The 24,890-nt window shown below is 68.7% G+C and carries 24 protein-coding genes, 1 tRNA gene and 1 pseudogene; 7 read left to right on the top strand and 19 right to left on the bottom strand.

The window, feature by feature from the left end; all coding sequences use genetic code 11:
• From HWD99_RS18115 to HWD99_RS18045, 15 genes and pseudogenes are all read right to left on the bottom strand, one after another.
• Window positions 1-899, bottom strand: a pseudogene (locus HWD99_RS18115) (hypothetical protein); the annotation flags it as partial.
• A complete protein-coding gene (locus HWD99_RS18110; protein ID WP_241797589.1) occupies window positions 896-1,267 on the bottom strand; it encodes a hypothetical protein in 372 nt (123 codons plus the stop codon). The gene HWD99_RS18110 and the pseudogene HWD99_RS18115, both read right to left, overlap by 4 nt.
• The gene (locus HWD99_RS18105) at window positions 1,264-1,689 is read right to left on the bottom strand and encodes a flagellar FliJ family protein (RefSeq protein WP_241797588.1); all 426 of its coding nucleotides are present in this window, start codon (window positions 1,687-1,689) and stop codon (window positions 1,264-1,266) included. The genes HWD99_RS18110 and HWD99_RS18105 overlap by 4 nt, the downstream gene beginning before the upstream one ends.
• Window positions 1,686-3,008: a FliI/YscN family ATPase gene (locus tag HWD99_RS18100; RefSeq protein ID WP_241797587.1), complete on the bottom strand. Its 1,323-nt coding sequence runs from the start codon at window positions 3,006-3,008 to the stop codon at window positions 1,686-1,688. Before HWD99_RS18100 ends, HWD99_RS18105 begins: the two co-directional genes overlap by 4 nt.
• Window positions 3,005-3,646 (bottom strand): FliH/SctL family protein, encoded by a 642-nt coding sequence (locus tag HWD99_RS18095; protein ID WP_241797586.1) that lies wholly within the window; start codon window positions 3,644-3,646, stop codon window positions 3,005-3,007. Before HWD99_RS18095 ends, HWD99_RS18100 begins: the two co-directional genes overlap by 4 nt.
• Window positions 3,647-3,777: 131 nt before the next feature.
• Window positions 3,778-4,866 carry a flagellar motor switch protein FliG gene (fliG, locus tag HWD99_RS18090; protein ID WP_241797585.1) on the bottom strand — a complete coding sequence of 363 codons (1,089 nt, stop codon included), beginning with the start codon at window positions 4,864-4,866 and terminating at the stop codon, window positions 3,778-3,780.
• Entirely contained in the window at window positions 4,863-6,503 is a 1,641-nt protein-coding gene (gene fliF, locus HWD99_RS18085) for a flagellar basal-body MS-ring/collar protein FliF (protein ID WP_241797584.1), read from the bottom strand. Before fliF ends, fliG begins: the two co-directional genes overlap by 4 nt.
• Before the next feature lie 3 nt (window positions 6,504-6,506).
• On the bottom strand, window positions 6,507-6,824 hold the full coding sequence (gene fliE / locus HWD99_RS18080) for a flagellar hook-basal body complex protein FliE (RefSeq protein ID WP_241797583.1): 318 nt from the start codon (window positions 6,822-6,824) through the stop codon (window positions 6,507-6,509).
• Window positions 6,821-7,216, bottom strand: a complete 396-nt coding sequence (gene flgC, locus HWD99_RS18075) for a flagellar basal body rod protein FlgC (protein WP_241797582.1) — start codon at window positions 7,214-7,216, stop codon at window positions 6,821-6,823. The genes fliE and flgC overlap by 4 nt, the downstream gene beginning before the upstream one ends.
• Complete coding sequence (flgB, locus tag HWD99_RS18070; protein WP_241797581.1) at window positions 7,213-7,560, bottom strand: flagellar basal body rod protein FlgB; 348 nt, start codon at window positions 7,558-7,560, stop codon at window positions 7,213-7,215. The genes flgC and flgB overlap by 4 nt, the downstream gene beginning before the upstream one ends.
• A gap of 109 nt (window positions 7,561-7,669) precedes the next feature.
• On the bottom strand, window positions 7,670-7,948 hold the full coding sequence (locus HWD99_RS18065; protein ID WP_241797580.1) for a hypothetical protein: 279 nt from the start codon (window positions 7,946-7,948) through the stop codon (window positions 7,670-7,672).
• A 6-nt stretch (window positions 7,949-7,954) separates the two neighbouring features.
• Window positions 7,955-8,368 carry a flagellar export chaperone FliS gene (gene fliS / locus HWD99_RS18060; RefSeq protein WP_241797579.1) on the bottom strand — a complete coding sequence of 138 codons (414 nt, stop codon included), beginning with the start codon at window positions 8,366-8,368 and terminating at the stop codon, window positions 7,955-7,957.
• 41 nt (window positions 8,369-8,409) lie between these two features.
• On the bottom strand, window positions 8,410-9,777 hold the full coding sequence (gene fliD, locus HWD99_RS18055) for a flagellar filament capping protein FliD (RefSeq protein ID WP_241797578.1): 1,368 nt from the start codon (window positions 9,775-9,777) through the stop codon (window positions 8,410-8,412).
• Between the two features lie 101 nt (window positions 9,778-9,878).
• Window positions 9,879-10,739, bottom strand: coding sequence for a flagellin (locus HWD99_RS18050; protein WP_241797577.1), 861 nt, complete (start codon window positions 10,737-10,739; stop codon window positions 9,879-9,881).
• A 105-nt stretch (window positions 10,740-10,844) separates the two neighbouring features.
• Window positions 10,845-11,702 carry a sigma-70 family RNA polymerase sigma factor gene (locus HWD99_RS18045; RefSeq protein WP_274618403.1) on the bottom strand — a complete coding sequence of 286 codons (858 nt, stop codon included), beginning with the start codon at window positions 11,700-11,702 and terminating at the stop codon, window positions 10,845-10,847.
• 243 nt (window positions 11,703-11,945) lie between these two features.
• Here HWD99_RS18045 and HWD99_RS18040 point away from each other — a divergent pair, with 243 nt between their 5' ends.
• Genes HWD99_RS18040 through HWD99_RS18025 form a run of 4 tightly spaced genes read left to right on the top strand, consistent with a single transcriptional unit; the run spans window position 11,946 to window position 14,089 of the window.
• Window positions 11,946-12,536: a sulfite oxidase-like oxidoreductase gene (locus HWD99_RS18040; protein WP_241797575.1), complete on the top strand. Its 591-nt coding sequence runs from the start codon at window positions 11,946-11,948 to the stop codon at window positions 12,534-12,536.
• Window positions 12,533-13,258: a ferredoxin reductase gene (locus tag HWD99_RS18035; protein WP_241797574.1), complete on the top strand. Its 726-nt coding sequence runs from the start codon at window positions 12,533-12,535 to the stop codon at window positions 13,256-13,258. The genes HWD99_RS18040 and HWD99_RS18035 overlap by 4 nt, the downstream gene beginning before the upstream one ends.
• On the top strand, window positions 13,258-13,536 hold the full coding sequence (locus tag HWD99_RS18030; protein ID WP_241797573.1) for a DUF6510 family protein: 279 nt from the start codon (window positions 13,258-13,260) through the stop codon (window positions 13,534-13,536). Before HWD99_RS18035 ends, HWD99_RS18030 begins: the two co-directional genes overlap by 1 nt.
• A gap of 58 nt (window positions 13,537-13,594) precedes the next feature.
• Window positions 13,595-14,089 (top strand): hypothetical protein, encoded by a 495-nt coding sequence (locus tag HWD99_RS18025; RefSeq protein ID WP_241797572.1) that lies wholly within the window; start codon window positions 13,595-13,597, stop codon window positions 14,087-14,089.
• Between the two features lie 40 nt (window positions 14,090-14,129).
• Here the strand turns inward: HWD99_RS18025 and HWD99_RS18020 are convergent, their stop codons facing one another.
• Window positions 14,130-14,633: a hypothetical protein gene (locus HWD99_RS18020; RefSeq protein ID WP_241797571.1), complete on the bottom strand. Its 504-nt coding sequence runs from the start codon at window positions 14,631-14,633 to the stop codon at window positions 14,130-14,132.
• Window positions 14,633-15,313, bottom strand: coding sequence for a GntR family transcriptional regulator (locus HWD99_RS18015; protein WP_241797570.1), 681 nt, complete (start codon window positions 15,311-15,313; stop codon window positions 14,633-14,635). The genes HWD99_RS18020 and HWD99_RS18015 overlap by 1 nt, the downstream gene beginning before the upstream one ends.
• A gap of 66 nt (window positions 15,314-15,379) precedes the next feature.
• Between HWD99_RS18015 and HWD99_RS18010 the strand changes: the two genes are divergently transcribed.
• On the top strand, window positions 15,380-18,220 hold the full coding sequence (locus HWD99_RS18010; protein ID WP_241797569.1) for an FAD-binding and (Fe-S)-binding domain-containing protein: 2,841 nt from the start codon (window positions 15,380-15,382) through the stop codon (window positions 18,218-18,220).
• 198 nt (window positions 18,221-18,418) lie between these two features.
• On the opposite strand, the gene HWD99_RS18005 is transcribed toward HWD99_RS18010, so the two are convergent.
• Window positions 18,419-19,252, bottom strand: a complete 834-nt coding sequence (locus HWD99_RS18005) for a hypothetical protein (protein ID WP_241797568.1) — start codon at window positions 19,250-19,252, stop codon at window positions 18,419-18,421.
• A gap of 1,389 nt (window positions 19,253-20,641) precedes the next feature.
• Window positions 20,642-20,714, bottom strand: a tRNA-Val gene (locus tag HWD99_RS18000).
• A gap of 152 nt (window positions 20,715-20,866) precedes the next feature.
• Here HWD99_RS18000 and aceE point away from each other — a divergent pair.
• Together aceE and HWD99_RS17990 are read left to right on the top strand one after the other, a co-directional pair.
• Window positions 20,867-23,593, top strand: coding sequence for a pyruvate dehydrogenase (acetyl-transferring), homodimeric type (aceE, locus tag HWD99_RS17995; RefSeq protein ID WP_241797567.1), 2,727 nt, complete (start codon window positions 20,867-20,869; stop codon window positions 23,591-23,593).
• A gap of 31 nt (window positions 23,594-23,624) precedes the next feature.
• Window positions 23,625-24,827, top strand: coding sequence for a CdaR family transcriptional regulator (locus HWD99_RS17990; RefSeq protein ID WP_241797590.1), 1,203 nt, complete (start codon window positions 23,625-23,627; stop codon window positions 24,825-24,827).
• Window positions 24,828-24,890 lie beyond the last annotated feature (63 nt).

Genomic DNA, 24,890 nt, shown 5'->3' with positions numbered 1-24,890 from the left:
AGCCCGGGCTGAGCGGATGCGCTGACGTCGCCTCGCGGCACGGGCATCGCCGGCGCTGAGGCCACACCGCTGCTCGCCCCCACCGCGACGGGCTCGGCACCCTGGCGCACACCGGTCGCCGACGCCGCGGTCGCCGTGGTCACGTCGGTCGGTTCGGTCGGCAGGGTCGCCGCGGGAGCGTCGGCCCGCGCCGACCGGTCGAGCGTCGCCGGCGCGGAGATGCGGTCGAGAGGCGACGAACCGCCCTGACGCGTCGACAGTGCGGCGGCCGCGACCGTGACCTGTGAGGACACGGCCGAGCGGTCGAGCGGCGGGGCGGATGCCGCCGCTGCCGCTTCGGATGCCGCGGCAGGCCCTGGCGCGGGTGTCGGAGTCGGACCCGTCGCGACCGCATCCCCCGCGGCTCCGACGACGGGTCGCACGTCCGCACCCGCCGACACGGTCGGTCCGCCGAATGCGCCGGCAGTGCCGCGCGCATCGGAGTCCGCCCCGAGGGGACCGGTGGCCAGCGGCGCCGCGCCTGCCTTCTCTGCGCCCGATTCGTCGGTGGCTGATGCCGCCGTGCCCGATGTCTCCGAGCTCGATTCCTCCGCGCCCGATCCCGCCGCTCGCGCGCCGACGCCCGGCGTGGCTGCTCCGGCGCCGAGCAGCGACGCCGCGGCTGCCAGCTCGGCCGCCTCCGTCGCGGCCTTTCCCGTCGTGCGCTCGTCCGATGCCGTCGCGTCGTCGGTCCCGGCCTGCGCCGACGATCCCGCGTCCCCGCCGGTCATGATCTGCCGCGCCTGGCCGACCATCGCCTCGAAGCGCGTCTCGCGATCGGCCTGTCCCGCGCGACCCGACGCCGCGCTCGCCGCCGGCGTCCCGCCCGCCAGGGAGTTCACCATTCCCACGGCGCTCATCCGATCAGTCCGGCGTACTGCGCGAGCGACGAGCTCCCGGCGGATGCTCCGCTGCTCGCCGTGAACAGCGTCTGCAGTGCGCTCACCAGCTCGGCGTTGCTCGCCGGGGTCTGGGTCGTCGCCGATCCGCTCCGTGTCGCGGCCTGGTCGGTCGACGACCCCGCCACCGCCTCCGCGGACCCGTCATCCGTCGCGCTCGTCGCGGCTTCCAGAAGCCCCGCGAAGGTCGATGCCGCCGACGACGTCTCGGCACTCGCCTCGGCGGCCTCGGTCGGAGCCGCGGCGGCGGCACGGGTTGCGGGATCGAGGGCCACGATGCGGCTCTCGATCTCGCCGACGCGCGCGATGACCCCGTCCAGGCCGGTCATGCCGCGCTCCCCTCGCCGCGCACCGCGCGGGCGACGGCGATCTCGTCGAGCGTGTTCTGCTCGGCCGCCAGATCCGCGCGCACGGCCTCGACGCGGTGCGTGGTCTCCAGGCGTTCCAGGCCCTTCAGCTCGCGCCGGGCCTTGATGTGCGCGCCCTTCGCCTCGTCCTCCGCCGTGCGATGCAGCTCGGTGAGCGCCTGCAGATCGCTGAGCGCGCTGCGCCCCGCGGCCCGCGCGGCCGCCATCGCGAGCAGTGTCTGCGCGTCGCCGACCTGGGCGCCGAGCTCGGCGAGGCTCGAGCGGACGTCCTGTTCCGCGGCCTCGGTCTGCGTGCGCTCGGCCGTCGCGCGCGAGAGCCGCTCGGCGGCGACGCGTTCCTGCGCGCCGCGCACGCGCAGGAGTCCTGCCAGGGGGAAGGTCATGGGGTGAGTCCTCCGAACTCGCTCGTGAGGGCAGCGAGCCGCTGCCAGGAATCGTCCACCGTGCTGAGGTCGTCCATCGACTGGGTGAGGAAGCGAGCGATCTCGGCATCATGATCGAGGGCGGCATCGACGAGGGGGTTGGCTCCCTGCCGATAGGCGCCGATGTCGATCAGATCGTTCGCGCCGCGGCGTGCGGCCAGCACGCTGCGCAGCGTCACCGCCTGCCGTCGCTGCTCGGGGCTCGTGATCTTCGAGACCACCCGCGACACCGATCCGAGGACGTCGACGGCGGGGAAGTGCCCGCGGATCGCGAGGGCCCGGTCGAGCACCACGTGTCCGTCGAGGATTCCGCGTGCGGCGTCGGCGATGGGCTCGTTGTGGTCGTCGCCGTCCACGAGCACCGTGTACAGACCCGTGATCGAGCCGGTCTCCGCGGTACCCGCACGCTCGAGAAGCCGTGCCAGCACCGAGAACGTCGACGGCGGGTAGCCGCGTGTCGCGGGCGGCTCCCCGGCGCTGAGGCCGATCTCGCGCTGCGCCATCGCGACGCGGGTGAGGGAGTCCATCATCAGGACGACGTCGAGCCCGTCATCGCGGAACTGCTCCGCGATGCGGGTTGCGACGAAGGCCGAGCGCAGACGCGCCATGGCCGGCTGGTCGGAGGTGGCGACGACGACGACCGAGCGTGCGAGCCCCTCGGGCCCGAGGTCGTCCTCGAGGAATTCGCGCACCTCGCGTCCACGCTCGCCCACGAGGGCGATCACCGTGACATCGGCCGACGAACCGCGGGCGATCATCGACATCAGCGAGGACTTGCCGACACCGGACCCGGCGAACAGACCCAGACGCTGCCCCGATCCGACAGGGGTCATCGTGTCGAGCACGCGCACACCGAGTCCGAGCTGACGATCGATCCGTCGCCGGGTGATCACGCTCGGGGCATCGTGATCGAGCGGCACGAGCGGCGCGGTGCGCGGCAGCGGACCTCTGCCGTCGATGGGTCGGCCCAGGCCGTCGAGAACCCGCCCGAGCAGTCCCCGGCCCGTCGGCACCTGCAGCGGCGCTCCCGCATGGCGCACGCGGGCGCGTGCGGTGATGCCGTCGAGCCGGCTGAGCGGCATGCAGCGCGACGACACCCCGTCGATCGCCACGATCTCGGCGTCGACCGCGCGTCCGTTCGTCGTGTCGATGCGCACCCGGTCGCCGACCGCTCCCCCGACTCCGCGCACTTCGACGCCGAGCCCGCGCACGGCCTGCACGACCCCACTATGCTCGGGGCGCGCGGCGGCGAGGGCACGCGTCCAGGTGGTCGTCGTCATCGGGCGATCGCCTCGCCCTGATCGCTCGCTCCGTCGAGAGCCTCGCGCACGCGGCGCAGGGCATCGACGATGCGCGTGTCGACCGCGCCGTCCTCGACCTCGACCAGCGCCCCGCCGGGATCCACCGCCGAGGAGCCGATCACCTCGACGTCGGCGACGAGCCCGCGGAGGTCGTCGTCGGCATGCACCGTCCGGGCATCCTGCTCGCTGAGGAGCACGCGGGTCCACCGCTCCACGGGTGCCTCTGCGACGGCTCTCCGCACGGCATGCGCCGCGGCCCGCGCCGGATCCGACAGCTCTGCACCGAGGATCGTGGTCGCCAGTTCGAGGGCGAGCCGTTCGATGTCGTCGACTGTGAGCGCTCGGACCGTCTCGGTCCGGGCATCGAGCGCCTCGCGCGCGGCGTCGAGTGCCCGCAGCGCCGATCCGCGCTCGTGCAGGTATGTCTCGGCGAGTTCACGCTGACGGTGTTCGGCGACGTCCGCCTGGTGCAGGGCCTCGGCGCGCGCACGGCGGAGGCCCTCCGCGAAGCCGTCGGCATAGCCGCGTGCTCGTGCCTGCTCGGTCTCGCCGGGGAGATCGACCGGCGGCTCGCCCACGCGCGGCATCACGAGCGGCGTGAAGGCGGAATCGAGCACGGCGGGCACCTCGGGAGTAGAAGGTCTGGCCTGTCCGTGGCCCGAAGGGCGAGCGATCCGTGCTCCCCCGGCACTATCGCGACGCGGCGGCGGTGGCGTAACCATCGCCGCGTGTCGCCTCGGCGCGGGAATCACTCGATGAGCTCGTCCTCGTCCTCGCGGGAGATCGTGATCTCCTCGGACGCTTCGAGCTCGCGGATGATCCGCACGATCTCCGCGCGGGCCTCATCGACCTGGCGCATGCGCACCGGGCCGAGCACCTTGGTCTCCTCGGTCAGGTTCTCCTGGTTCCGCTCGGTCATGTTGGTGCGGACCTTCTCGACGATCTGCTCGTCGGCACCCTTGAGCGCGAGCGCGAGCATCCGCAGATCGATGCCGCGGAGCACTCGCTGCGCATCGCGATCCTCGAGACGCGCGAAGTCGGCGAAGGTCACCATGCGGCTGCGGATGTCCTCCGCGAGTGCGAGATCGCGACCCTCCAGTGAGGCGAGGAGCGACTTCTCGAGTGCGGTGTCCGAGCGGTTGATGATCTCGACGAGCGGCTGCACGCCCCCGATCGACTCGTGGTTGTCGCGCATCGCGAACACGCCGGTGCGCGAGCGCAGCGAGTCGGCGACGATCGAGATCGCCTCCTGCGTGGCGGTGCCCATGGTCGCGATGGCCTGAGCCACGTCGGTCCGCAGCGGGTCCTGCAGCGCGGCGAGCACGGCCGCCGCGCGGTCTGCGCGCAGATTCGCCAGCACGACCGCGACGGTCGTCGGCAGCTCTCCCTCGAGGATCGTGGCGAGCTGTGCGGGGTCTGCGGCGTTGAGGAAGTCGAAGGACACCGAGCCCTGCGACATCACGCGCCCGACCATCCCGACGGCCTTCTCACGCCCGAAGGCGGTCTCGAGCAGTCCCGTGGCGAGCTCCTGCCCGCCTCGCGACGGCACCGAGCCGCCGGTGGCGATGCGCCGGAACTCCCCGAGCGCGCGGGCGGTGGATGCCACGTCGACGCCGCCCAGCTGCGTGAGCTCGGCGGCCAGCATCTCCGACCGCTCCTCGCCGAGGTGGCGGAGCACTTCGGCCCCCGCCGCGCGATCCATGTTCATGAGCACGATGGCGGCCTTGCGCAGGCCGCTCATCTCCTGCGCGGGGGCCTCCGGCGTCGTCGTCGCGACCGCCGTCGACACCTCGACGGTGTCGGCCTGCGCATCGAGCAGGTCGGTCAGCGCGCTCATACCCTCGCCTCATCCATCAGGCTCGCGAGCGCTCCGGCGATCGCCTCGGGCTCGCGCTTGGCCAGGTCGTCGATCTCGCGGCGACGGCGCTCGACGAGCATCTGGTCGGGTTCGCGTTCGTCGTCGAGATCGGCATCCGCCGACGGCAGCAGCCGGGTCGGCGCAGGCAGGGGGATCGCATCCGCGTCCTTCAGTCCCCTGAGCGACTTCAGCTTCTGCTCCTCGCTCTCGGTCACGGTCGCGAAGTACTCGATCGGCCCGTCGTCGGTGTACATCACCCGTCGCTTCAGCTTGCGACGCACGGCGAGGAAGACCACGAGGATGATCACCGCGAGCAGGATCGACCCTCCGATGATGGCCGCACGCAGCAGCTCCTGCTGCATCTGCGCGGCCTGCTCGGCCTCCGCCGCCTGCAACGCCGTCTGGGCCGCCGTCGCACCCGACTCGCTGAACTCGACGAACTCCACGGCGATCGCATCGCCGCGCTCCAGGTCGATCCCGGCGGCCGATGCGACGAGGGTCTCGACCTGGGCGGCCGTGACGCCCGTGACCGCACCGCGGTTGAGCGCGATGCTCACGGTCTGGCGAGTCACCTCGCCGGCAGGCGTGACGGTCTTCTCGGTCGACTTGTTCACGGCGTTGTCGCGCGAGGTCTCCTCGAACTCGTAGGCGCCGTCGCCGGCGGCGCCGTTGGGCACCGCGATGTTGTCCGGTCCCAGGACCCCGGTGCCGCCGCCCTGACCGCCCGTGTACGTCTCGGTCTTGGTCTGCTCCGAGGCGCTGAGCGCGCCCTCCGGCGCCGAGTACGTCTCGTCCATGCGCTCGGACGTCGAGTTCGCGACGTCGGCCGACACCGTCACGGTCGCGTTGCCGGGGCCGACGATCGTCTCGAGCATGGCGTTGACCGATGCCGCGACCTTCGCCTCGTGTTCCGTGGCCTGCTTCGAGGAGTTGCCGGTGAGCCCGGCGCCCACGGCCGAGAGCACCGCGCCGTTCTGGTCTGTGACCGCGACGTCCTCCGGGGTCATTCCCGGCACGGCCGCGCTCGTGAGGTGCACGATCGCCTCGATCTTCTCGTCGCTGAGCGTCGAGCCGTTGCGGGTCTTGACGAACACCGATGCCGTCGGGCTCTGCTGCTCCGACACGAACACGCTCTCCTCGGGGATCGCGAGCTGCACGGATGCGGCGGTGATGCCGTCCATCGAGCCGATCGTGCTCGCGAGCTCGCCCTCGATCGCACGCTTGTACGTCACGGACTGCTGGAACTCGCTCGCGGTCACACCCATCTTGTCGAGCAGCGTGTATCCCTCGCTCGAGTCGCCGGGCAGGCCTGCGGATGCCGCGGCGAGCCGCTGCGCGTAGACCTGGTCGTCCGGCACCAGGATCGTCGCGCCGCCCTCCGCGAGCTCGTACGAGACCCCGGCGGTCTTCAGCTGGTCGACGACGGCCGATGCGTCCCCGGCGCTGAGCCCGGTGAACAGCGGACTCATCTGCGGTCGGGAGAGCCACGAGCCGAGAGCGATGGCGCCCATCACCAGCAGCGCCACCCCGATGATCGCGATCGTGCGCTGGGCGAGGGTGAAGCCCGAGACGACCTGCTTGGCGCGGTCGAAATAACCCGTGAGCATCTTCGGCATCGCTTAGGCCTGCATCCTCATGATCTCGTTGAACGCGGATACGCTGCGGTCACGCACCGCGACGACCAGATCGAGTGTCACGGACGCCCGAGACGAGGCGATCATCGCCTGATGGATGTCCTGCAGGTCGCCGGTGACCGCCCGCACGGCCAGCTCGTTCGACGACGCCTGCAGCTGCTGGAGGTTCTCCATGGCTCCGGTCATCGAGTTCGCGAAAGCGCCGCCACCGGTCGCGGTGGTGGCATCGGCATCGCTCTCGAAGCTCAGTGACGAGAGGGGGGTCACGCCGGCGGCGGAGATCCCCTCGATCGGGGTGCTCATCCGTTGCGTCCGATCTGCAGTGCTGCCTCGTAGGTCGTCTTGGCACGGTCGACGACGGCGGCGTTCGCCTCGTAGCCGCGCTGCGCCACGATGAGCATGCTCATCTGGTCGCCGAGTTCGATGTTCGGGTACTGCACGTATCCGTCGGCGTCGGCGTAGGGGTGCTCGGGGTCGTAGACGCGCTTCGCCTCGGCCTCGGACTCGACGACACCGGCGACGTACACGCCAGGGCTCTCGGTGCCCGCCTGCACGGTGACGAGCTTCTCGCGGAAGGCCTCCTCCCCCGCGGGTGTCGCCGTGTTCACGTTGGCGATGTTGTCGCTGAGGGCATCGAGCCACTTGCGATGCGCGGTGAGTCCTGAGCCGGCGATGCCGATCGCGTCGAAGGTCATGCGGAGGCCTGGCCGATCGCCTTGGTGATCGATGCGGACTGACCGCCGATCGCCTGACTGGCGAACTGGAAGCGCAGCACCGTGTCGATGTTCGACAGCGTCTCGGTGTCGAGGTTGACGTTGTTGCCGTTGATCCGCGTCGGCTCGAGCGACCGCTCGACGGTGGGGGTCACCGCGCCCGATCCGGCGGAGACGGCGGAGCGCAGCTCGTCTTCGAACTGCACCCGCTTCGCCTGGTAGCCGGGGGTGTTGACGTTGGCGATGTTCTCGGCGATCGACCGCTGACGCAGCGCCAGACCGTCGAGCGCGCTGATCAGCGCGGAGGAGGTAACGGATTCGAGCACGGGGGCACTCCGGACGTTGATGGAGAAGCCGATCCCTGGCCAATCGTCGAGCTATCCGTGCTCAGGTGGGACTATCGCGACAGGAGGAACGCGGCGTAACCCCGCGCGCTCACCCTTCGACGTCGAGATATGCGGGGGTGCCGCCGGGGTTCGTCGGCACCCGACGGAGCGCAGCGATCTCTCGCGCGACATTCGCTCGGGATGCGACGAGACCGCCGATCATGAGCTGCTGACGCGCAAGGACGGCTTCGGCGCGCTCCCGGAGCTGGGCGGGGATCGGACCGTCCGGCCGGTCGAAGTCGGCGGACTCCAGCTGCTCGTCTGCAGCGTCGAGGGCGCGCTCGAACTGATCGAGCACGGCCAGCCATGCCGCGAGGTTGTCGGGCACGGCCGGTCAGGCCAGTGCCGAGGTCGACGTCGGCGAGGTCGCCGTGACCGCCGCCGCCGCCGCATGCCACGCCTCGCGCAGCGGGATCACGAGGTCGCGGCACTCGGCCGTCACCGCGCGGTCGCGGGTGATGTTCGCCGTGATGAGGCGGCTGGTGAGATACGTGTAGACGCTGCGCAGCTCGACCGCCCCCTCCCACGCGTCTGTGAGAGACCCGTTGAGCTCTGCGACGATCTGCTGAGCGTGCGTGAGGTGCGCGCCGGCGGCCGCCCACTCTGCGGCATCCTGCGAGACGCCGGCCCGTTCGATGTCGACCAGCAGCCGGTCGTAGAGCAGGATGAGCAGGCGCTCCGGCGAGGCGGACGCGACCTGCTGCTCGAGGTACTGCTGCTTCGCGCGGTCGAGGGAGGTGATGGGCATGGTGTCTGACTCCGATGCGGTGCGGGTGGAAGGGTCTCAGATCACGACGACGACGACGTGTTGGTGAGGCCGGCGATCTGGGAGCTGAGCCAGGACGACTGGGACTGGAGCTTCGACAGCTGCACCTCGAGCTGCGAGTAGGTGCGCTCGAGCGTGGCCCGTCGCTGTTCGAGCCGCAGGTCCCACCGCTCGACCTGCGTCTTGAGCATCTTGACCTCGGATTCCTGCCCGGTGATGCGCTGGGTCAGCATCCCGTCGTACTTGTCCGAGTACTGGTTCGTCACGTTCTGCACGCGTCCGGCGATCGACGAGAACAGCTCCTGCGTCTTCTCGGGATCCTCGGCCAGCGCCTTCCCGAACTTCTCGGCGTCGAACGAGAGCACGCCCTTGTCGCTGATCGAGATGCCGATGGTCGAGGGCGAGATCCCGTCGATCGGATGCTGCATCGCGCTGGCGAGAGCGCCTCGAAGATTGCGAACCGTGCTGTCGCCGGTGAAGACGCCGAGCGTCGTGGTCTCGCCGACAGCACCGATCGTGGCCTTGGATCCGTTGTCGATCCGCGTCAGCAGCGCCGCGATCTCCTTCACGAAGGCTTCGGCAGAGGCGGTCTGCGCCTTGGCATCGAGAGCGACGACGACGGTCACGGGGTCGGCGCTGACCTTCGACACTGTGACGTCGATGCCCTCGGTCACGGTGAACGTGTTGTCGGCGCTGGTGAGAGTCTGCTCGGCCGCGGTTCCGGCGAAGAGGCGGATGCGCGCATCGCCCCCCTGCGTGAGGACGGCGGCGCCGGATTCGGTCGCCACATCGACGGACGATCCCGCATCGACCTCGGCGCCGGTGCCGCGGTGCAGCGCGAAGCGGGCTTCTTCTCCGGTCTCTGCGCTGGTCAGCTGGATGCGCGACAGCGGTGCGCCGTCGGCATCCGTGCCCGCGGGGACGACCGTCGCGGTGACGCCGGACTTCGCCGCGTTGATCGCCTTGGCGAGGTCCTGCGGGCTGCTGCCGTTCGGGGTGATCTCGGTCTGCGTGCCGTCTGCGGCCACGAGAGTGTAGGTGCCGCCCCAGGCGTCGGCTCCGGCGGACGCCGTGACGATCGAATGCGCCGAGGCGACGGCGTCGACGACGACGTCCGTCGAGAACGCGCTCGCCGTGGGGCGAGCCGTGACGGTGACGCTCTCGGACGATGCGGTGGCGGTGAAGGCCGCGAGCGACGTCGCTCCTGCGGCCGTCTTCGCCTTGGCGACGAGGGCCTGCAGCGAGCTGTTGAGAGACTGCAGGTTCGTGATGATCGCGCTGCGATCGGTGATCTTGGTGGTGATGAGCTTCTTGGGGATCGCCGACACGTCCATGAGCGCGTCGATGAGCTCGCCTGTCTTCAGGCCGGAGATCAAGCCGTCGAGTTTCATCCTCAGATGCCTTCCCAGTGCTGCGGATCGTGTCATTCCCCGAAGGTGCCCGAGCGGAGACGACCCCGCTCGGGCACCCGAAGCGCCTCAGGCGCAGCGACTCAACGGAGCAGCTGGAGAACGCCCTGGCCGGACTGGTTGGCCTGCGCCAGCATGGCGGTGCCGGCCTGAGCCAGGATGTTCGCCGCCGTGTACTTGACCATCTCCGAGGCCATGTCGGTGTCCGCGATGCGGCTCTTGGCAGCCGAGAGGTTCTCGGCCGAGACCTGCAGCGAGTTGATCGTCGACTCGAAGCGGTTCTGCACCGCACCGAGGTCGGCGCGGGCCGACGAGACGCTCTTGATGGCGGTGTCGACCGTGGTGATGGTCGCGGCGGCCACCGTCGGGTCCGCGAATCCGTCGGTCGTCACGATGTCCGTGCGCAGCTGCGTCGAGAGCGCCTTGATGTTGGCGCTGCTCAGGTCGACGGTGATCTGGCTGGATGCAGAACCGTCGGCGCCCACCTGGAAGCTGAGCGTTCCGTCGCCTGCGGCACCGGCCGTGCCGTCGAGCAGCTGGATGCCGTTGAAGTTGGCGCTGTCGGCGATGCGCTCGAGCTCGTCGACCAGCTGCGTCACCTCGGTGGTGATCGCTCCGCGCGAGTCGGCGTTGTTCGAGTCGTTACCGGCCTGCACCGCGAGGTCGCGCACGCGCTGCAGGATGGAGTGGACCTCGGTCAGCTGGCCTTCTGCGGTCTGGATGACCGAGATGCCGTCCTGAGCGTTGCGGGCTGCGACGTTCAGGCCGTTGACCTGCGAGCGCAGGCCCTCGGAGATGGCGAGACCCGCGGCGTCGTCGGCTGCGCGGTTGATGCGCAGACCGCTCGAGAGCTTCTCGAGCGACTTCGAGACGTCGTTCTGGTTCGCCGACAGGTTGCGGTACGAGTTGAGCGCACTGACGTTGGTTGCGATCTGAAGACCCATGTTTATCCTCCGTGGTGATGGGACTGAATGCGGGCCCATCCGTGGGCCTGCACTCACCACATTCGCGACGTGCGGATCGCCCGTAACCCGGGGCCGGGAGAAATCTCAGACGCCGGCGAGCACGCGCGCGGTCGTCGCCGTCTCCGCGGGGGCGGCGGCTCCGAAGAGCGCCTCGAAGAAGTCCGAGCGGGCCTTGGTCGAACGGTCGCCGGTGGTGCCGTCCTCCCACGCCTGCATGGCCTCGCGCATCAGAGTGAGCCCCTTGGAGCGCAGCTTCGAGACATACGCGTGGCTCACCGCGAGCTCCTCCGCGATGTCCTTGACCATGCGGTCGTCGAGGTAGATCCCGCGCACCACCTGACGCATGGCGTCGGGCAGCGCGTCGATGACGCGCGAGAGCATCGTGCGCAGCTCCGACTGCTCGACCGCGTGCTCGGGCAGGATCACGCTGTCGGTGAGGTCGGCCGCCTGGCGTCCGGTCTCCACGTCGAAGTGCTCCTCGAAGCTGGTCGCGGTGCGCACCATCTCGTCGAGCTTCTGCATCTCGATCACCGTGTCGATGTCGAGACCCGACTCTCGTGCCAGCTCCAGGGGCGTCGCGGTGCGGCCCGTGCGGGCGAGTACGGCCTCGGCGGCGACGCGCAGGCGTTCGATCTTGTCCCGACTGCGTTCTCCTGCGGGGTCGGCACGACGCATCTCCGACAGCATCGCCCAGTTGATCTGGCTGCTCGCGAACGCACCGAACGGAACACCGCGCGACGCGTCGTACGACATCGCCGCTCGCGCGAGTCCCATCCGTGCGGCGGAGAGCAGGTCGTCGAGGTCGACGTGCGTCGCCGAGCGCGCCTTCTCGACGGCGAGGAAGGTGGCGAGGGGCATGTTGTCCCTGGCGAGCTGATCGGGTGTCGACGCGACGCCCTGACCCGGGTCAGAATCAGCAAAAACATCAGAATGACGCAGCAATGTGACTCCGTGGCTTGTTCAACTGGTTTATCAGGAACATAGCAGGATTTACGCGTATACAAGTAAATATTTGATGTCGCTGAGATCACGATCAGCCGCCGCTCGCGCGATCAGCGCGAACCCCTCGTGCGACGAGGAGGCCGCTCACTAGAATCGTCGCGTCACCGCAGGGCCGTCCCCGGAGGGGGCCAGGCGACCGCGGTCGACCGGCCGTATTCGCTGGACCGACGGAAGAGGACGACGATGGCTGTGATCTCACGAGGGTTCGGCGCACGCCGCAGAGGGGCAGACGAGCGGCTGCCACCGGGTCAGTACCTGACCGAGGACTTCCCCGTGCTGTCCGCCGGGCCCACGCCTCGCATCGCCACCGACACCTGGGAGTTCGCCGTCGTCGGGCTCGACGGAATCCGGCGGACGTGGTCGTGGGATGACCTGCACGCGCTCCCGCTCGACACGATCACCACCGACATCCACTGCGTGACGCGCTGGTCCAAGCTCGGCACGCGGTGGCGGGGAGTCTCGCTGGATCACCTGCTCGCAGACGCCGGGGACGGCGAATTCACGCGCGTCTTCTCGTACGGCGGGTACACCACCAATGTCCCCCGCGCCGATCTGACGGGCGGCCGCGCATGGATTGCCGTCGAGTTCGAAGGTGAACCGCTCGGGGCCGAGCACGGCGGGCCCGCACGTCTGCTCGTTCCGCATCTCTACTTCTGGAAGTCGGCCAAGTGGGTCCACGGCCTCGACCTGCTCGAGAACGACGAACCGGGTTTCTGGGAGCAGAACGGCTACAACATGTATGGAGACCCCTGGAAAGAGGAGCGGTACTGGTGACCACCTCGTCGCTGTGGCTGGCCGCCACGGTCGTCGAGACCCGGCAGGCCACGGCGCACGGTCGCATCCTCCGGCTGCGGGTGCACGGATGGCCGGGAAACCTCGCAGGACAGCACGTCGACGTGCGCCTCACCGCGGAAGACGGCTATCAGGCCGTGCGCTCCTACTCGCTGGCCTCCGCGGGCGGCTCCGATCTCCTCGAGCTCGCCGTCGACGAGGTACCGGACGGAGAGGTCTCCCCCTATGTCGTGGAGGACGTGCGTCCGGGCGACGAGCTCGAAGTGCGCGGCCCCATCGGCGCCTACTTCGTGTGGACCCCCGACCGACCGGAACCCGTGCAGCTCATCGCCGGCGGCTCGGGCATCGTCCCGCTGCTCGCGATGGCACGGGAGCACGCCCTCGTCGCGAGCGGGGCGCCGATGCGCCTGCTGTACTCGGTGCGCACCGCGGACGACGCGTTCTACGCCGACGAGCTGAGCGCGCTCTCCGACGAGACGTTCACCCTCGACTGGGCGTACACCCGGTCTTCTCCCGCCGGTGTCGCACGACCCGCAGGCAGGGTGGATGCAGCCACGATCACGGCATCCACGATCCCGGTGTCGCAGAACCCCGCGGTCTACGTGTGCGGCCCGACGGGTTTCGTCGAGGCGGTCGCCGACCTGCTCGTCTCCGCGGGTCACTCCCCCGATCGAATCCGTACCGAGCGCTTCGGAGGTGCCTGATGCGCGCCCATCACCCCGGCCATCACGAGCAGCTCGACGGCAACGCCGCCGGCGGCCTCCTGCTCGAGCTCTTCGGCAGAGACATGACGGACGCGCGGGCGGCGTGCGCGCACTGCGAGCATGAAGCGGCGCTCGCCGATGCGGTCGCCGAACTCGACGATGCCGGCATGATCCTCCTGTGCCGAGGCTGCGGTCACACGCTGCTCACCTCTCTCCGCTCCGACGGCCGACAGACCCTCGTCATCGGAGGCCTCCGCCGCCTGCAGTGGCCGCTCTAGAACCCGCACGACGATCCTTGCCCCCCGCATCCGCGCCCTGGCCTGCGATGATCGGAGCATGCGCACCCGTCCTCGAGGCACCTGGAGACGGCAGGTGACCCGCGCCGCCCGCGACGCCCAGATGGTCGACAGGCTCGACTCGGCGCCCGTCGTGATCGACGGCGACGCCCACGACCTCGTGCGCGATCTGCAGGAGAGCGCCCGGGCCGGCGGCGTGATGCTGCAGACCTTCGCCACCACGACGGAGCCCGCCCAGATCGTCATCCTGGCGATCGAGGGCGACGGCCGCTCGTCGCTGCTCAAGATCAACACCCTGCTCCGGTCGGCCTCCGACTCCGTGGCCGCGGATGCGCTGCGCATCGCCGTCATCCGCAGCGGCCGAGCACGGATCGCCCCCGCGAAGGTGCAGCGACTCCTGTCCTCCGAGATCCTCTTCCAGATCTCCGTGGCGCTGTCACCGGTCTCCGCAGGCACCCGCGACCGCTCGCTGCGGCAGCGCCTCGTGCTCGGCTCTCTCGATGCCGCGGGGTTCAGCGTGCTCCGGGTGGGCTGATCGGCGGCAGAGCTGCGGGCCGTCTCGGTCGGTTCGGCGGTCAGGCGTGCGCGAGCACCTGCAGACCGATCACGGCCAGCGCCAGCACGGCCTCTCCCCCGAGCACCAGAAGGCGCACCTGCCACGACAGACGGATCCTGCGCACCGCGAGGAACCCGATGCCGACCAGCGCGGCGACCAGGGCGACGGCCGACCACCGCAGCGCCGACTCCACACTCCACCACCCCCATGCGGACGTGGCGAGCAGGATGAACGGCAGCGCGACGGCACCGAGCGCACCGAACGTCGTCACGACGGCATGGCGGAGCTCGGCGGCGGTCATGAACCGCTCGTGCACGACCAGGTGGGAGATCAGGTCGGCGGTGAAGACCGCGAGCAGGGTGCCGAGCACCGTGACCGCCAGGGTGCGCAGCGCTTCACCCGCCTCGACGTGACCGTGCGTCGCGAGGGCGAGCACCACGGCGAGCGCGGCGAAGGTGAGGTAGATCCGCTCCTTCAGCCGATCGGCTCGTTCATGCCGGTCCGGTCTCTGTCGCTCTCTCATCACGCGTCCTCTCCGTCGCCGACCGTGATCGCCTCGACGAGCCGCTCCTCCGCCGAAGCCAGGTGCGCGGTCAACAGGGCCGCCGCACGCTCTGCGTCACCGTCACGGACCGCGTCGAGCATCGACGCGTGCTGGGCGGCGATCACGGCGGCATCCAGCAGCCGTCGGTCCTGCACCTGCGCCATGCACAGGCGCACCTCGTCGAGCACGCTGCGATACATCCGCGATGTGCGTTCGCTGCCGAGAGCGTCGATCAGCGCGGTATGGAACCGAAGATCAGGATCGACAGTGGCGGGATCCGGCCCCGTCGGCATCGCGAGCAGCGCCGCGTTGGCGTCGACGGCCTCGTCGGGAACGGCTCGCATCGCGGCGAGCTCTCTCAGTGCCGCGCTCTCGAGACGACTCCGCGTGCGGTAGACGTCGCGCACCATCTCGGCGTCGATCGGGATCACCCGCGCGCTCCGATGAGCCGTGCGTACGAGCAGGCCGGCACCGACCAGCTGCTCGATCGCCGCCTTCGCCGTCGGGCGTGCGACGCCGTACGCCGACGAGACCCGCGCTTCGGTGAGAGCACTGCCCGAGGCGAGTTCGCCGCTGAGGATCTCCTCCCGCAGCCGGAGGGCGACGGCCTCGACGACGCCCACGACTCCGAGCGGCGCGGAGGCGGCAGCACTGGTCATGGCATCAGGATAATCGATGCCGATGAATCCGGTACTCTTGTCTGACAATCCGGCGAAGGAGCCCCGATGTCCGCGACACTGCTCACCCCGCTCTCCCGCGACCTGCTCGGCGCCGACACCGTCGTCGCCTCCCGGTCGATCGACAGGTTCGCGCGTGCGCACGACGCGTCGCACTACCTGCTGATCCCCGACGCCGTGCTCTCTCCGCAGGACGCCGAGGGCGTGGCACGCGCATTCGCCGCCGCGCGGGCCGCCGGCCGCACACTCACGTTCCGCTCCGGCGGCACGAGCCTGTCCGGCCAGGGGGTCTCCGGCGACATCCTCGTCGACACCCGCAGCGCGTTCCGCGACATCCGCGTCGACGACGGCGGCGCTCTGGTCAGGGTGGGCCCCGGGGCCACGGTGCGCCAGGTCAACACACGGCTCGCGCGATACGGGCGCAAGCTCGGACCCGATCCCGCGAGCGAGATCGCGTGCACGATCGGCGGTGTCGTCGCCAACAACTCGAGCGGCATGGCCTGCGGCATCACCGAGAACTCGTACCGCACGATCGACTCCCTGCTGCTCGTGCTCCCCAGCGGCACCGTCGTCGACACCGGGGCATCCGACGCGCTCGATCGCCTCACCGCCGCAGAGCCTGCCGTGGTGGCCGGGCTGCGCCAGCTCCGCGCGCGACTGCTGGCCTCCCCCGAGCACACGGAGATCGTGCAGCGGCAGTTCTCGATGAAGAACACCATGGGATACGGGCTCAACTCGCTGCTCGACTTCGACGATCCGGTCAAGATCCTCGAGCACCTGATCATCGGCTCCGAGGGCACCCTCGCCTTCGTGGCAGAGGCGCGGTTCCGCACCGTCGAGGTGCGTCCGCACATCGCGACCGGCCTGCTCGTCTTCGCGACGCTCGCCGACGCGATGGCCGCTCTACCCCAGCTCGTGACGCAGGGGCTCGCCACGATCGAGCTGATGGATGCCGCGTCGCTCCGCGTCGCGCAGGGCCTCGCCGACGTCCCCGCGGCCATCGCCGACATCGCGGTCGAGGGGCACGCCGCCCTGCTCGTCGAGGTGCACGCATCCGACCCCGACGAACTGACGGCCGCCGCCGACGCCGCGCTCGCCGAGTTCGCGCGGCTCCCTCTCGCCTCACCGCCCCGCCTCACCACGGATGCCGCCGAGCGGGCCTCTCTCTGGCTGGTGCGCAAGGGACTCTATACGGCCGTCGCCGGTGCTCGACCGAGCGGTACGACCGCTCTGCTCGAAGACATCGTCGTTCCCGTCGACCGCCTGCTGGTCACCTGCGAGCGCCTCATCGACCTGTTCGCGGCGCACGACTACGACGGCTCGGTGATCTTCGGACACGCGAAGGACGGCAACGTGCACTTCCTGCTCAACGAGCGGTTCGACGACCCCGAGAGCCTGGCGCGCTATCGGCGGTTCACCGCAGACCTCGTCGACCTCGTGCTGAGCCAGGGCGGCTCGCTGAAGGCCGAGCACGGAACAGGACGCATCATGGCCCCGTTCGTGCGGACGCAGTACGGCGACGTCCTCACCGACATGATGTGGGAGATCAAGCGCCTCATCGATCCGTCCGGCATCCTCAACCCCGGCGTGATCCTCTCGGACGACTCGGAGTCGTATCTGCACGACCTCAAGCACGTGCCGACGGTCGAGAGCGAGGTCGATCGCTGCGTGGAGTGCGGATACTGCGAGCCGACGTGCCCGAGCAAGAGCATCACGCTGACGCCGCGACAGCGGATCGTGCTGCGCCGGGACATGGCCTGGGCGGAGGAGCAGGGCGATGCCGATCTCGCACGCGAACTGCGTGCCGACTACGACTACGAGGGCGTGCAGACCTGTGCCGTCGACGGACTGTGCGGCGTCGCCTGTCCCGTGGACATCAACACCGGCGATCTCGTACGCCGTCTGCGTGCCGAAGAGTCGTCGAGGCTCGAAGACGGGCTGTGGGACGTCGCCGCCAAGAACTGGGGAGCAGTCACGCGGGTCGGGGGCGTCGCTCTCACCGTCGCCGACGCCATGCCCGCACCGCTCGTCACCGGCGTCACCGCGCTCGGACGCGCCGTGCTCGGCGCCGACACGGTACCGCTCTACGACAAGGCGCTCCCACGCGGCGGCTCCACGCCGCCGAAGCCGGAGAACCGCGCCGACGCGCAGGTCGTGTTCTTCGGGGCATGCATCGGCACCATGTTCGGAGCCGAGGGCGGCGGCGAAGGATCGCGAGACGCCCTGCGCGCGCTCCTCGATCGCGCCGCGATCCCGGTCACCGTGCCGGACGACGCCGGCGGCCTGTGCTGCGGAACCCCGTGGAAGTCCAAGGGGCATCTCACCGGGTACGACCGCATGACCGACAGGGTGCTCGCCTCGCTGTGGCAGGCGAGCAGACAGGGCGAGATCCCCGTCGTCTGCGACGCCGCCTCCTGCACGGAGGGTCTGCACACGATGCTGGCGAAGGCCGCCGCAGCGCATCCGGAGTACTCCGGGCTGGTGATCGAAGACGCCACGACCTACGTCGTCCGTGAGGTCGTCCCGCGCCTGACCGTCGCGACCAGGCTCCGCAGCGTGGCGGTGCACCCCACGTGCTCCACCACCGCGCTGGGTGCGACGACGGCGCTCACCGCTCTCGCGGCGGCCGTCGCCGACGAGGTGTACGTCCCCGACGACTGGGGATGCTGCGCCTTCGCCGGAGATCGCGGGATGCTGCATCCCGAGCTCACCGCCAGCGCCACGGCTGCCGAGACAGCCGAGCTGACCGCAGCGGACGCGGCCCGCGACGGATTCGACGCCTTCGTCTCCGCGAACCGGACGTGCGAGATCGGAATGACACGGGCGACGGGCAAGCCCTATCGCCATGTCATCGAGATCCTCGAGGAGCTGACGCATCCTTCGAGGTGAGTGGTGGGCCCTGCCGGGATCGAACCGACGACATCCACGGTGTAGTCAGGGTAGTCGCTTTGGTCTGCGATGACGCCCCCTCGCATGACTGGAAACGACAAAAGCCCCGCCGACGCGGCGAGGCTTTGCGTCACCACATGTGGAACCGCAGTTTGACAAAGCAGGCGGCCACAGTCAGTTTCAAGATCGAGAGGCAGGTTATGCCAAACGAAGGATGATCAGATCCGAGGTGGTCTCGATCACGCGACCCTTCGTATTTAGGTCCGCCAGCACCTGCTCGATCTCAGCTCCACGAATCCACTGATCTTCTTTCGGCGTATTGACCGTCTCCACAAAGACAGACGTACCGTCAGCCGTTGAACTCAAGCGCACGCCGATCACCCCTGGGAAGTCGCTGATTGACGCAACCAATACGCCCGTGCTGGCTGGCATACTCAGCCGACGTTCAGTTCGGATCAACTCGCCCAGAGCGAACACCTGCTCGGATATCACGTCGAGACGCGCCTCCGTCGAGTTCTCATCCGAACTCGGCGCGCTAGCGACGATCCCCGTCCCAAACCTTCGCCACATGGGATTGCCATCGTCGAGCCTCGTGCCGGTTTCACGAATGTGGTCAGCGAGTTCTTCGCGCTGCTGCTCCAGCCTCCAGGACTCGATGCCTGAGCTGTACTCGTAGGTGTTAATTCCACCAATATCGAACGGCAGCTTCGTCTGTTCGTCTTTTACCAAAACGATCGGCTTATCAACCGATGTACGCACGCCTAATTCGAACATGACGTTGGCGTTGTGTTGACTCAGATCGCAGAGCACCAGTGGCGCTGTCGCGAGATACTGTACGATCCGCGCATGAATCATGTCCGACCCAGTTGTGAAAGGCTTGATCGGCGAGAATCCTGCGAGCTCGATGGCCGGGATGAAAAGCTGCTCCATCACATGCTTCCAGTGATCTGCGTCCCTGTAGAGCTGTTTTTCCTCCAGGTGGACAGTGATCGGCATCGCGATGAAGCACTCACGAGCAGCAGCGTCGGTCATGTTGAACACGCTATCGGATCACCGAAGGTGCTCGGCTCAGTCAGCAATTCGCGCGAGCTATCAGCACTCATCCGACATTGACCTCGGTCGAACTGCCCTGCTCATCATGAATCTTTTCGCACGCGCAACCGTGGAGTGACGCCGAGGACGCTTCTGGCGGCCCCCAATAAAGCTGAACGCGTCTCCAACCCGGAGACTGCCTCTGGCTCTTATGACGTGACCCCATCGACCCACTCCGGTTCACCCGTCGTGCGACGCTGCGGCCCGCACGTCGCCATCACCGCGGCCACTCGTCGCGGGAAGTAGTTTGTCCGGCAAGCTCCGCGCTTCTTGGCTTGGTCCCCGCTCTATGGTCGTCGCACGGTGCCCCGACCCGCCTCGCCCGATATCCCACAGGCACCCAGTCTCCTGACCGGGTTCTGTGAAGCCGCCTCCATCACGAAGATACTGGACACGGCCCGGCCTCCTAGAGTGATGAGCATGGACCCAATTGCACTCGTCGGCTCGATAGCCTCAGTGCTCGCGGCGCTAGGAGTCGGCGTGCAGTTGACCTGGGCGTGGCGAACGCGCCCCGGTGTCGAACTCGAAGCGCAGACGTCAAAGATCTTCTCGAATCGCGAGCTGATGCATCTCCGGAACGTCGGCTCTGCAGGCGCGCGAGGACTGAGCTTGAAGGGGTTCGAGTGCACGATCGGTTCGGTGGCACCGAACACAGGGCATCTCGACAGCGGTGAGATGATGACGCTCACGATCGAGGACGCGACCGACAACGCGTGGGTGTTGTTCTTCTGGCACCATCCGTCGGGTCGGCGTTCTGAACAGACGTGGTTCCCCGTTCGCTCCGGAACAGAGTTGGAAGCAGAACATGTCGAACAGACGCTGCGCCCATGGTGGAAGCGCCGAGCAATGCGAAGATCGCAACGAATGCTTGCTGCTCCCGGCGCATCGCTGCGAGTTTCCCTGCCACGATCCCCTCAGAAGCTCCAGCGACTGTGGCGCCGATCAGAGCGCCAAGTCGCTAGATCCCGATCGCGAGGGAAACCATGAAGAGCCCGGGGAGACGTAATCGTTCCTGCTCGGACGACGCGCGAAGAATGCGATGCTGTGGTGTCCACTCTCGCCAATACCAGGTCGTTGCACCGGGAGATCATGGGACACCTGTAAACGATACAAAGTCCCTTGATCTCCGTCGTGCGCACCGTGACTTCGTCCACGACCTCATCAAGAACCGACGTCCGCTCTGCCCGTTGCATCGCCAACAGATCGGGCTGAACGCGTCCTCGATGAGCGAGACCCTGCGCAGCAAGACCCGGTCCTTGACGGCGAGCTCGAGAACATCGCAAGTGCTGAAGCTCGACACGATCGACTTCTACAACCAGTACATTTCGGTGGGCCCTGCCGGGATCGAACCGACGACATCCACGGTGTAAACGTGGCGCTCTACCAGCTGAGCTAAAGGCCCTGGTGCACCCAGTGTATCGGTGTCGCCGTGCGCGAGCATGTCGTGGAAGGGGGATAGGCTGAGGGCGGCACGCGTTGTGCACAGCCGACAAGGCTGCCCGCGTCGCTTCCCGTTTCATTGGCATGACCTGCCAGCTTGACGAAAGGCTCCCCGTGACTGTGCACGACCAGGATCCGTATTCCCAGGGCCCGCTCGACAGCGACCCGGATGAGACGGGCGAGTGGCAGCAGTCACTCGATGAGCTCGTCGAGGCGAAGGGCCACGGTCGTGGCCGCGAGATCATGCTCAGCCTGCTCAAGCGCTCGAAGGAGCTGCACCTGGGCGTGCCGATGGTCCCGACCACCGACTACATCAACACGATCGCCGCCGAGAACGAGCCCGAGTTCCCCGGCGACGAAGAGATCGAGCGTCGCTACCGCGCATGGATCCGCTGGAACGCGGCCATCACGGTGCACCGCGCGCAGCGCCCCGGCATCGGCGTCGGCGGACACATCTCGACCTACGCATCCTCCGCCGCTCTCTACGAGGTGGGCTTCAACCACTTCTTCAAGGGTGCCGACAACCCCGGCGGCGGAGACCAGATCTTCATCCAGGGGCACGCCTCCCCCGGCACCTACGCGCGCTCGTACCTCGAAGGACGTCTGAGCGAAGACCAGCTCGACGGCTTCCGCCAGGAGAAGTCGCACGCCCCGCACGGCATCCCGTCGTACCCGCACCCGCGCCTCATGCCCGAGTACTGGCAGTTCCCGACGGTCTCGATGGGTCTCGGCCCGATCAACGCCATCTACCAGGCGATGTCGAACAAGTACCTCGAGAACCGGGGCATCAAGGACACGTCGCAGTCGCACGTCTGGGCCTTCCTCGGCGACGGCGAGATGGACGAGGTCGAGAGCCGCGGCCAGCTGCAGGTCGCCGCCAACGAGGGGCTCGACAACCTCACGTTCATCGTCAACTGCAACCTGCAGCGTCTCGACGGCCCCGTGCGCGGTAACGGCAAGATCGTCCAGGAACTCGAGTCGTTCTTCCGCGGCGCGGGCTGGAACGTCATCAAGGTCGTCTGGGGTCGCGAGTGGGACGACCTGCTCGCCCGCGACACCGAGGGCGCGCTGCTCAACCTCATGAACGTCACCCCCGACGGCGACTACCAGACGTACAAGGCCGAGTCCGGCGCCTACGTCCGCGAGCACTTCTTCGGTCGCGACGAGCGCACGGCCGCCCTCGTCAAGGACTATTCCGACGACGACATCTGGAACCTCAAGCGCGGTGGCCACGACTACCGCAAGGTCTACGCCGCGTTCAAGGCCGCGACCGAGCACAAGGGCAAGCCGACCGTCATCCTCGCGAAGACCGTCAAGGGCTACGGCCTCGGTCCGCACTTCGAGGGCCGCAACGCGACCCACCAGATGAAGAAGATGACGCTGGACAACCTCAAGACGTTCCGCGACGCGATGCACATCCCGATCACGGATGCGCAGCTCGAGGAGAACCCGTACCTGCCCCCGTACTACAACCCGGGACCCCAGGACGAGACGATCCAGTACATGCTCGAGCGCCGCAATGCGCTCGGCGGCTTCCTGCCCGAGCGCCGTTCGACGCACGTCGGCCTGTCGCTCCCCGACGACAGCGCGTACGCGCTGCCCAAGAAGGGCTCCGGAACCCAGGAGATCGCCACGACCATGGCGTTCGTCCGACTGCTGAAGGACCTGCTGCGGTCGAAGGACTTCGGGCACCGCATCGTCCCGATCATCCCGGACGAGGCTCGCACCTTCGGCATGGACGCGTACTTCCCGACCGCGAAGATCTACAACCCGAACGGCCAGCACTACACCTCGGTCGACCGTGAGCTGCTCCTCGCTTACAAGGAGAGCCCGCAGGGCCAGATCGTGCACGTCGGCATCAACGAGGCGGGCGCCCTCGCGGCGTTCACCGCGGCCGGAACGTCGTACGCCACGCACGGCGAGCCGCTCATCCCGGTCTACCTCTTCTACTCGATGTTCGGCTTCCAGCGCACGGGCGACGCCCAGTGGGCAGCCGGCGACCAGATGGCCCGCGGGTTCATCATGGGCGCCACGGCCGGCCGCACCACCCTCACGGGTGAGGGCCTGCAGCACGCCGACGGCCACTCGCACCTGCTCGCCGCGACGAACCCGGCGACGGTGTCGTACGACCCGGCCTACGGCTACGAGATCGCACACATCATGCGCTCGGGTATCGAGCGCATGTACGGCGGCGACCACGAGGACCCGAACGTGATGTACTACATCACGCTCTACAACGAGCCTCTCGTGATGCCCGCCGAGCCGGAGAACGTCGATGTCGACGGCATCGTGCGCGGCATCCACCGCGTCTCGGTCGGCGAGGGCGAGGGCCCCCGCGCCCAGCTCTTCGCGTCGGGTGTCGGCCTCCCCTGGGCTCTCGAGGCTCAGGAGCTGCTGAAGAACGACTGGGGCGTGATCGCCGATGTCTGGTCGGTCACCTCCTGGACCGAGCTGCGCCGCGACGGCCTCGCCGCCGACGAGCACAACTTCCTGCACCCGGAGGAGGAGCCCCGCACGGCTTACCTCACGCAGAAGCTGCAGGGTGCCGAGGGACCGGTCGTCGCCGTGAGCGACTTCATGCACGCCGTGCAGGACCAGATCCGCCCGTGGGTCCCGCAGCGTTTCGCGACGCTGGGCGCCGACGGCTTCGGATTCTCCGACACGCGTGCCGCGGCCCGTCGCTTCTTCAAGATCGACGGTCCGTCGATCGTCGTCCGCACGCTGCAGTCGCTCGCCGAGGACGGGGTCGTCGACCGCTCCCTCGCCGCGCAGGCCATCCAGAAGTACAGCCTGCACGACGTGAACGCCGGCACCAGCGGCAACGCGGGCGGCGAAAGCTGAGCCATCGGTGACGGCTTCCTCTTCGCGCGGCATGGACAAGACCGCCACGCTCACCTGGCTGCGCCGGATCTCCGGTGACATCGCCTCGGTGACGATCAAGCGCCTCGAGGACACTCTCCCGTGGTACGCCGACATGCCACCAGCCCGCCGCTCTGCGGTCGGGCTGGTGGCCCAGGCGGGCATCACCTCCTTCATCCAGTGGTACGAGGATCCGACCTCGACTCCCTGGATCGCCGCCGACATCTTCGCCGCGGCACCGCGCGAGCTGCTGCGCAGCGTCAGCCTGCAGCAGACGCTCCAGCTAATCCGCGTCACCGTCGAGGTCACAGAGGAGCGCGTGGCGGGCCGGGGCGAGGACCTGCGCGAGGCGATCCTGCTCTACTCGCGCGACGTGGCCTTCGCCGCCGCCGACGTCTACGCCCGCGCGGCAGAGGCGCGCGGCCTCTGGGATGCGCGGCTCGAGGCTCTCGTCGTGGACTCGATCCTGACCGGCGAGGCCGATGAAGAGCTGCCGAGCCGTATCGCTGCGCTCGGCTGGCACGGACACGGCGAGGTGGCGGTGCTCGTCGGCACGACTCCCCCGCAGTTCGATGTCGACCTGGTCCGTCGCACGGCGCGCAAGCTGTCCGTCGATGTGCTGATCGGCGTGCAGGGCTCCCGGCTCGTCCTCGTGATCGGCCGCGCCCGCGCCGAAGGCCAGGAGGGCGGTGAGGACGACGACGAACTCGGCTTCACCGAGATCGCCGCGCGACTCGAGCCGTCGTTCGGTCCCGGCTACGTGGTTCTCGGCCCCGCTGTCGCGGCGCTCGTCGACGCGAGCCAGAGCGCACGTGCGGCCCTGGCCGGTTTCGCCGTCGCCCGGGCCTGGCGCAGCGCGCCGCGCCCCGTCGAGGCCGACGATCTGCTTCCCGAGCGCGCACTCGCCGGCGACCCTCTCGCCAAGCAGACGCTCATCGAACGCATCTACCGTCCCCTCCAGGCGCACTCCACCGATCTGGTCACCACTCTCTGGAGCTATCTCGACAACGGCCGCTCGCTCGAGGCGACGGCGCGAGAGCTGTTCGTGCACCCCAACACGGTCCGCTACCGCCTGAAGCGCGTCAGCGAGGTGATCGGCTGGGATGCGACCGGGCCGCGTGAGGCTCTGATCCTGCAGACCGCGCTCATCCTCGGATCCATCGGCGCCGCAGAGCAGGTCCGTCGGCGTCCGCCGCTCAGACGTCCCTCGCGCTGACCCGGATTCGGGCAGATCTGTACGCCACACACAAGCGTTCTTCGGAATCTTGTGATGGATCAT

Origin of the sequence: Microbacterium sp. C5A9 (assembly GCF_022627955.1) — a bacterium.
Classification (GTDB): Bacteria; Actinomycetota; Actinomycetes; order Actinomycetales; family Microbacteriaceae; genus Microbacterium.
This window is presented reverse-complemented; position numbering and strand designations above follow the sequence as displayed.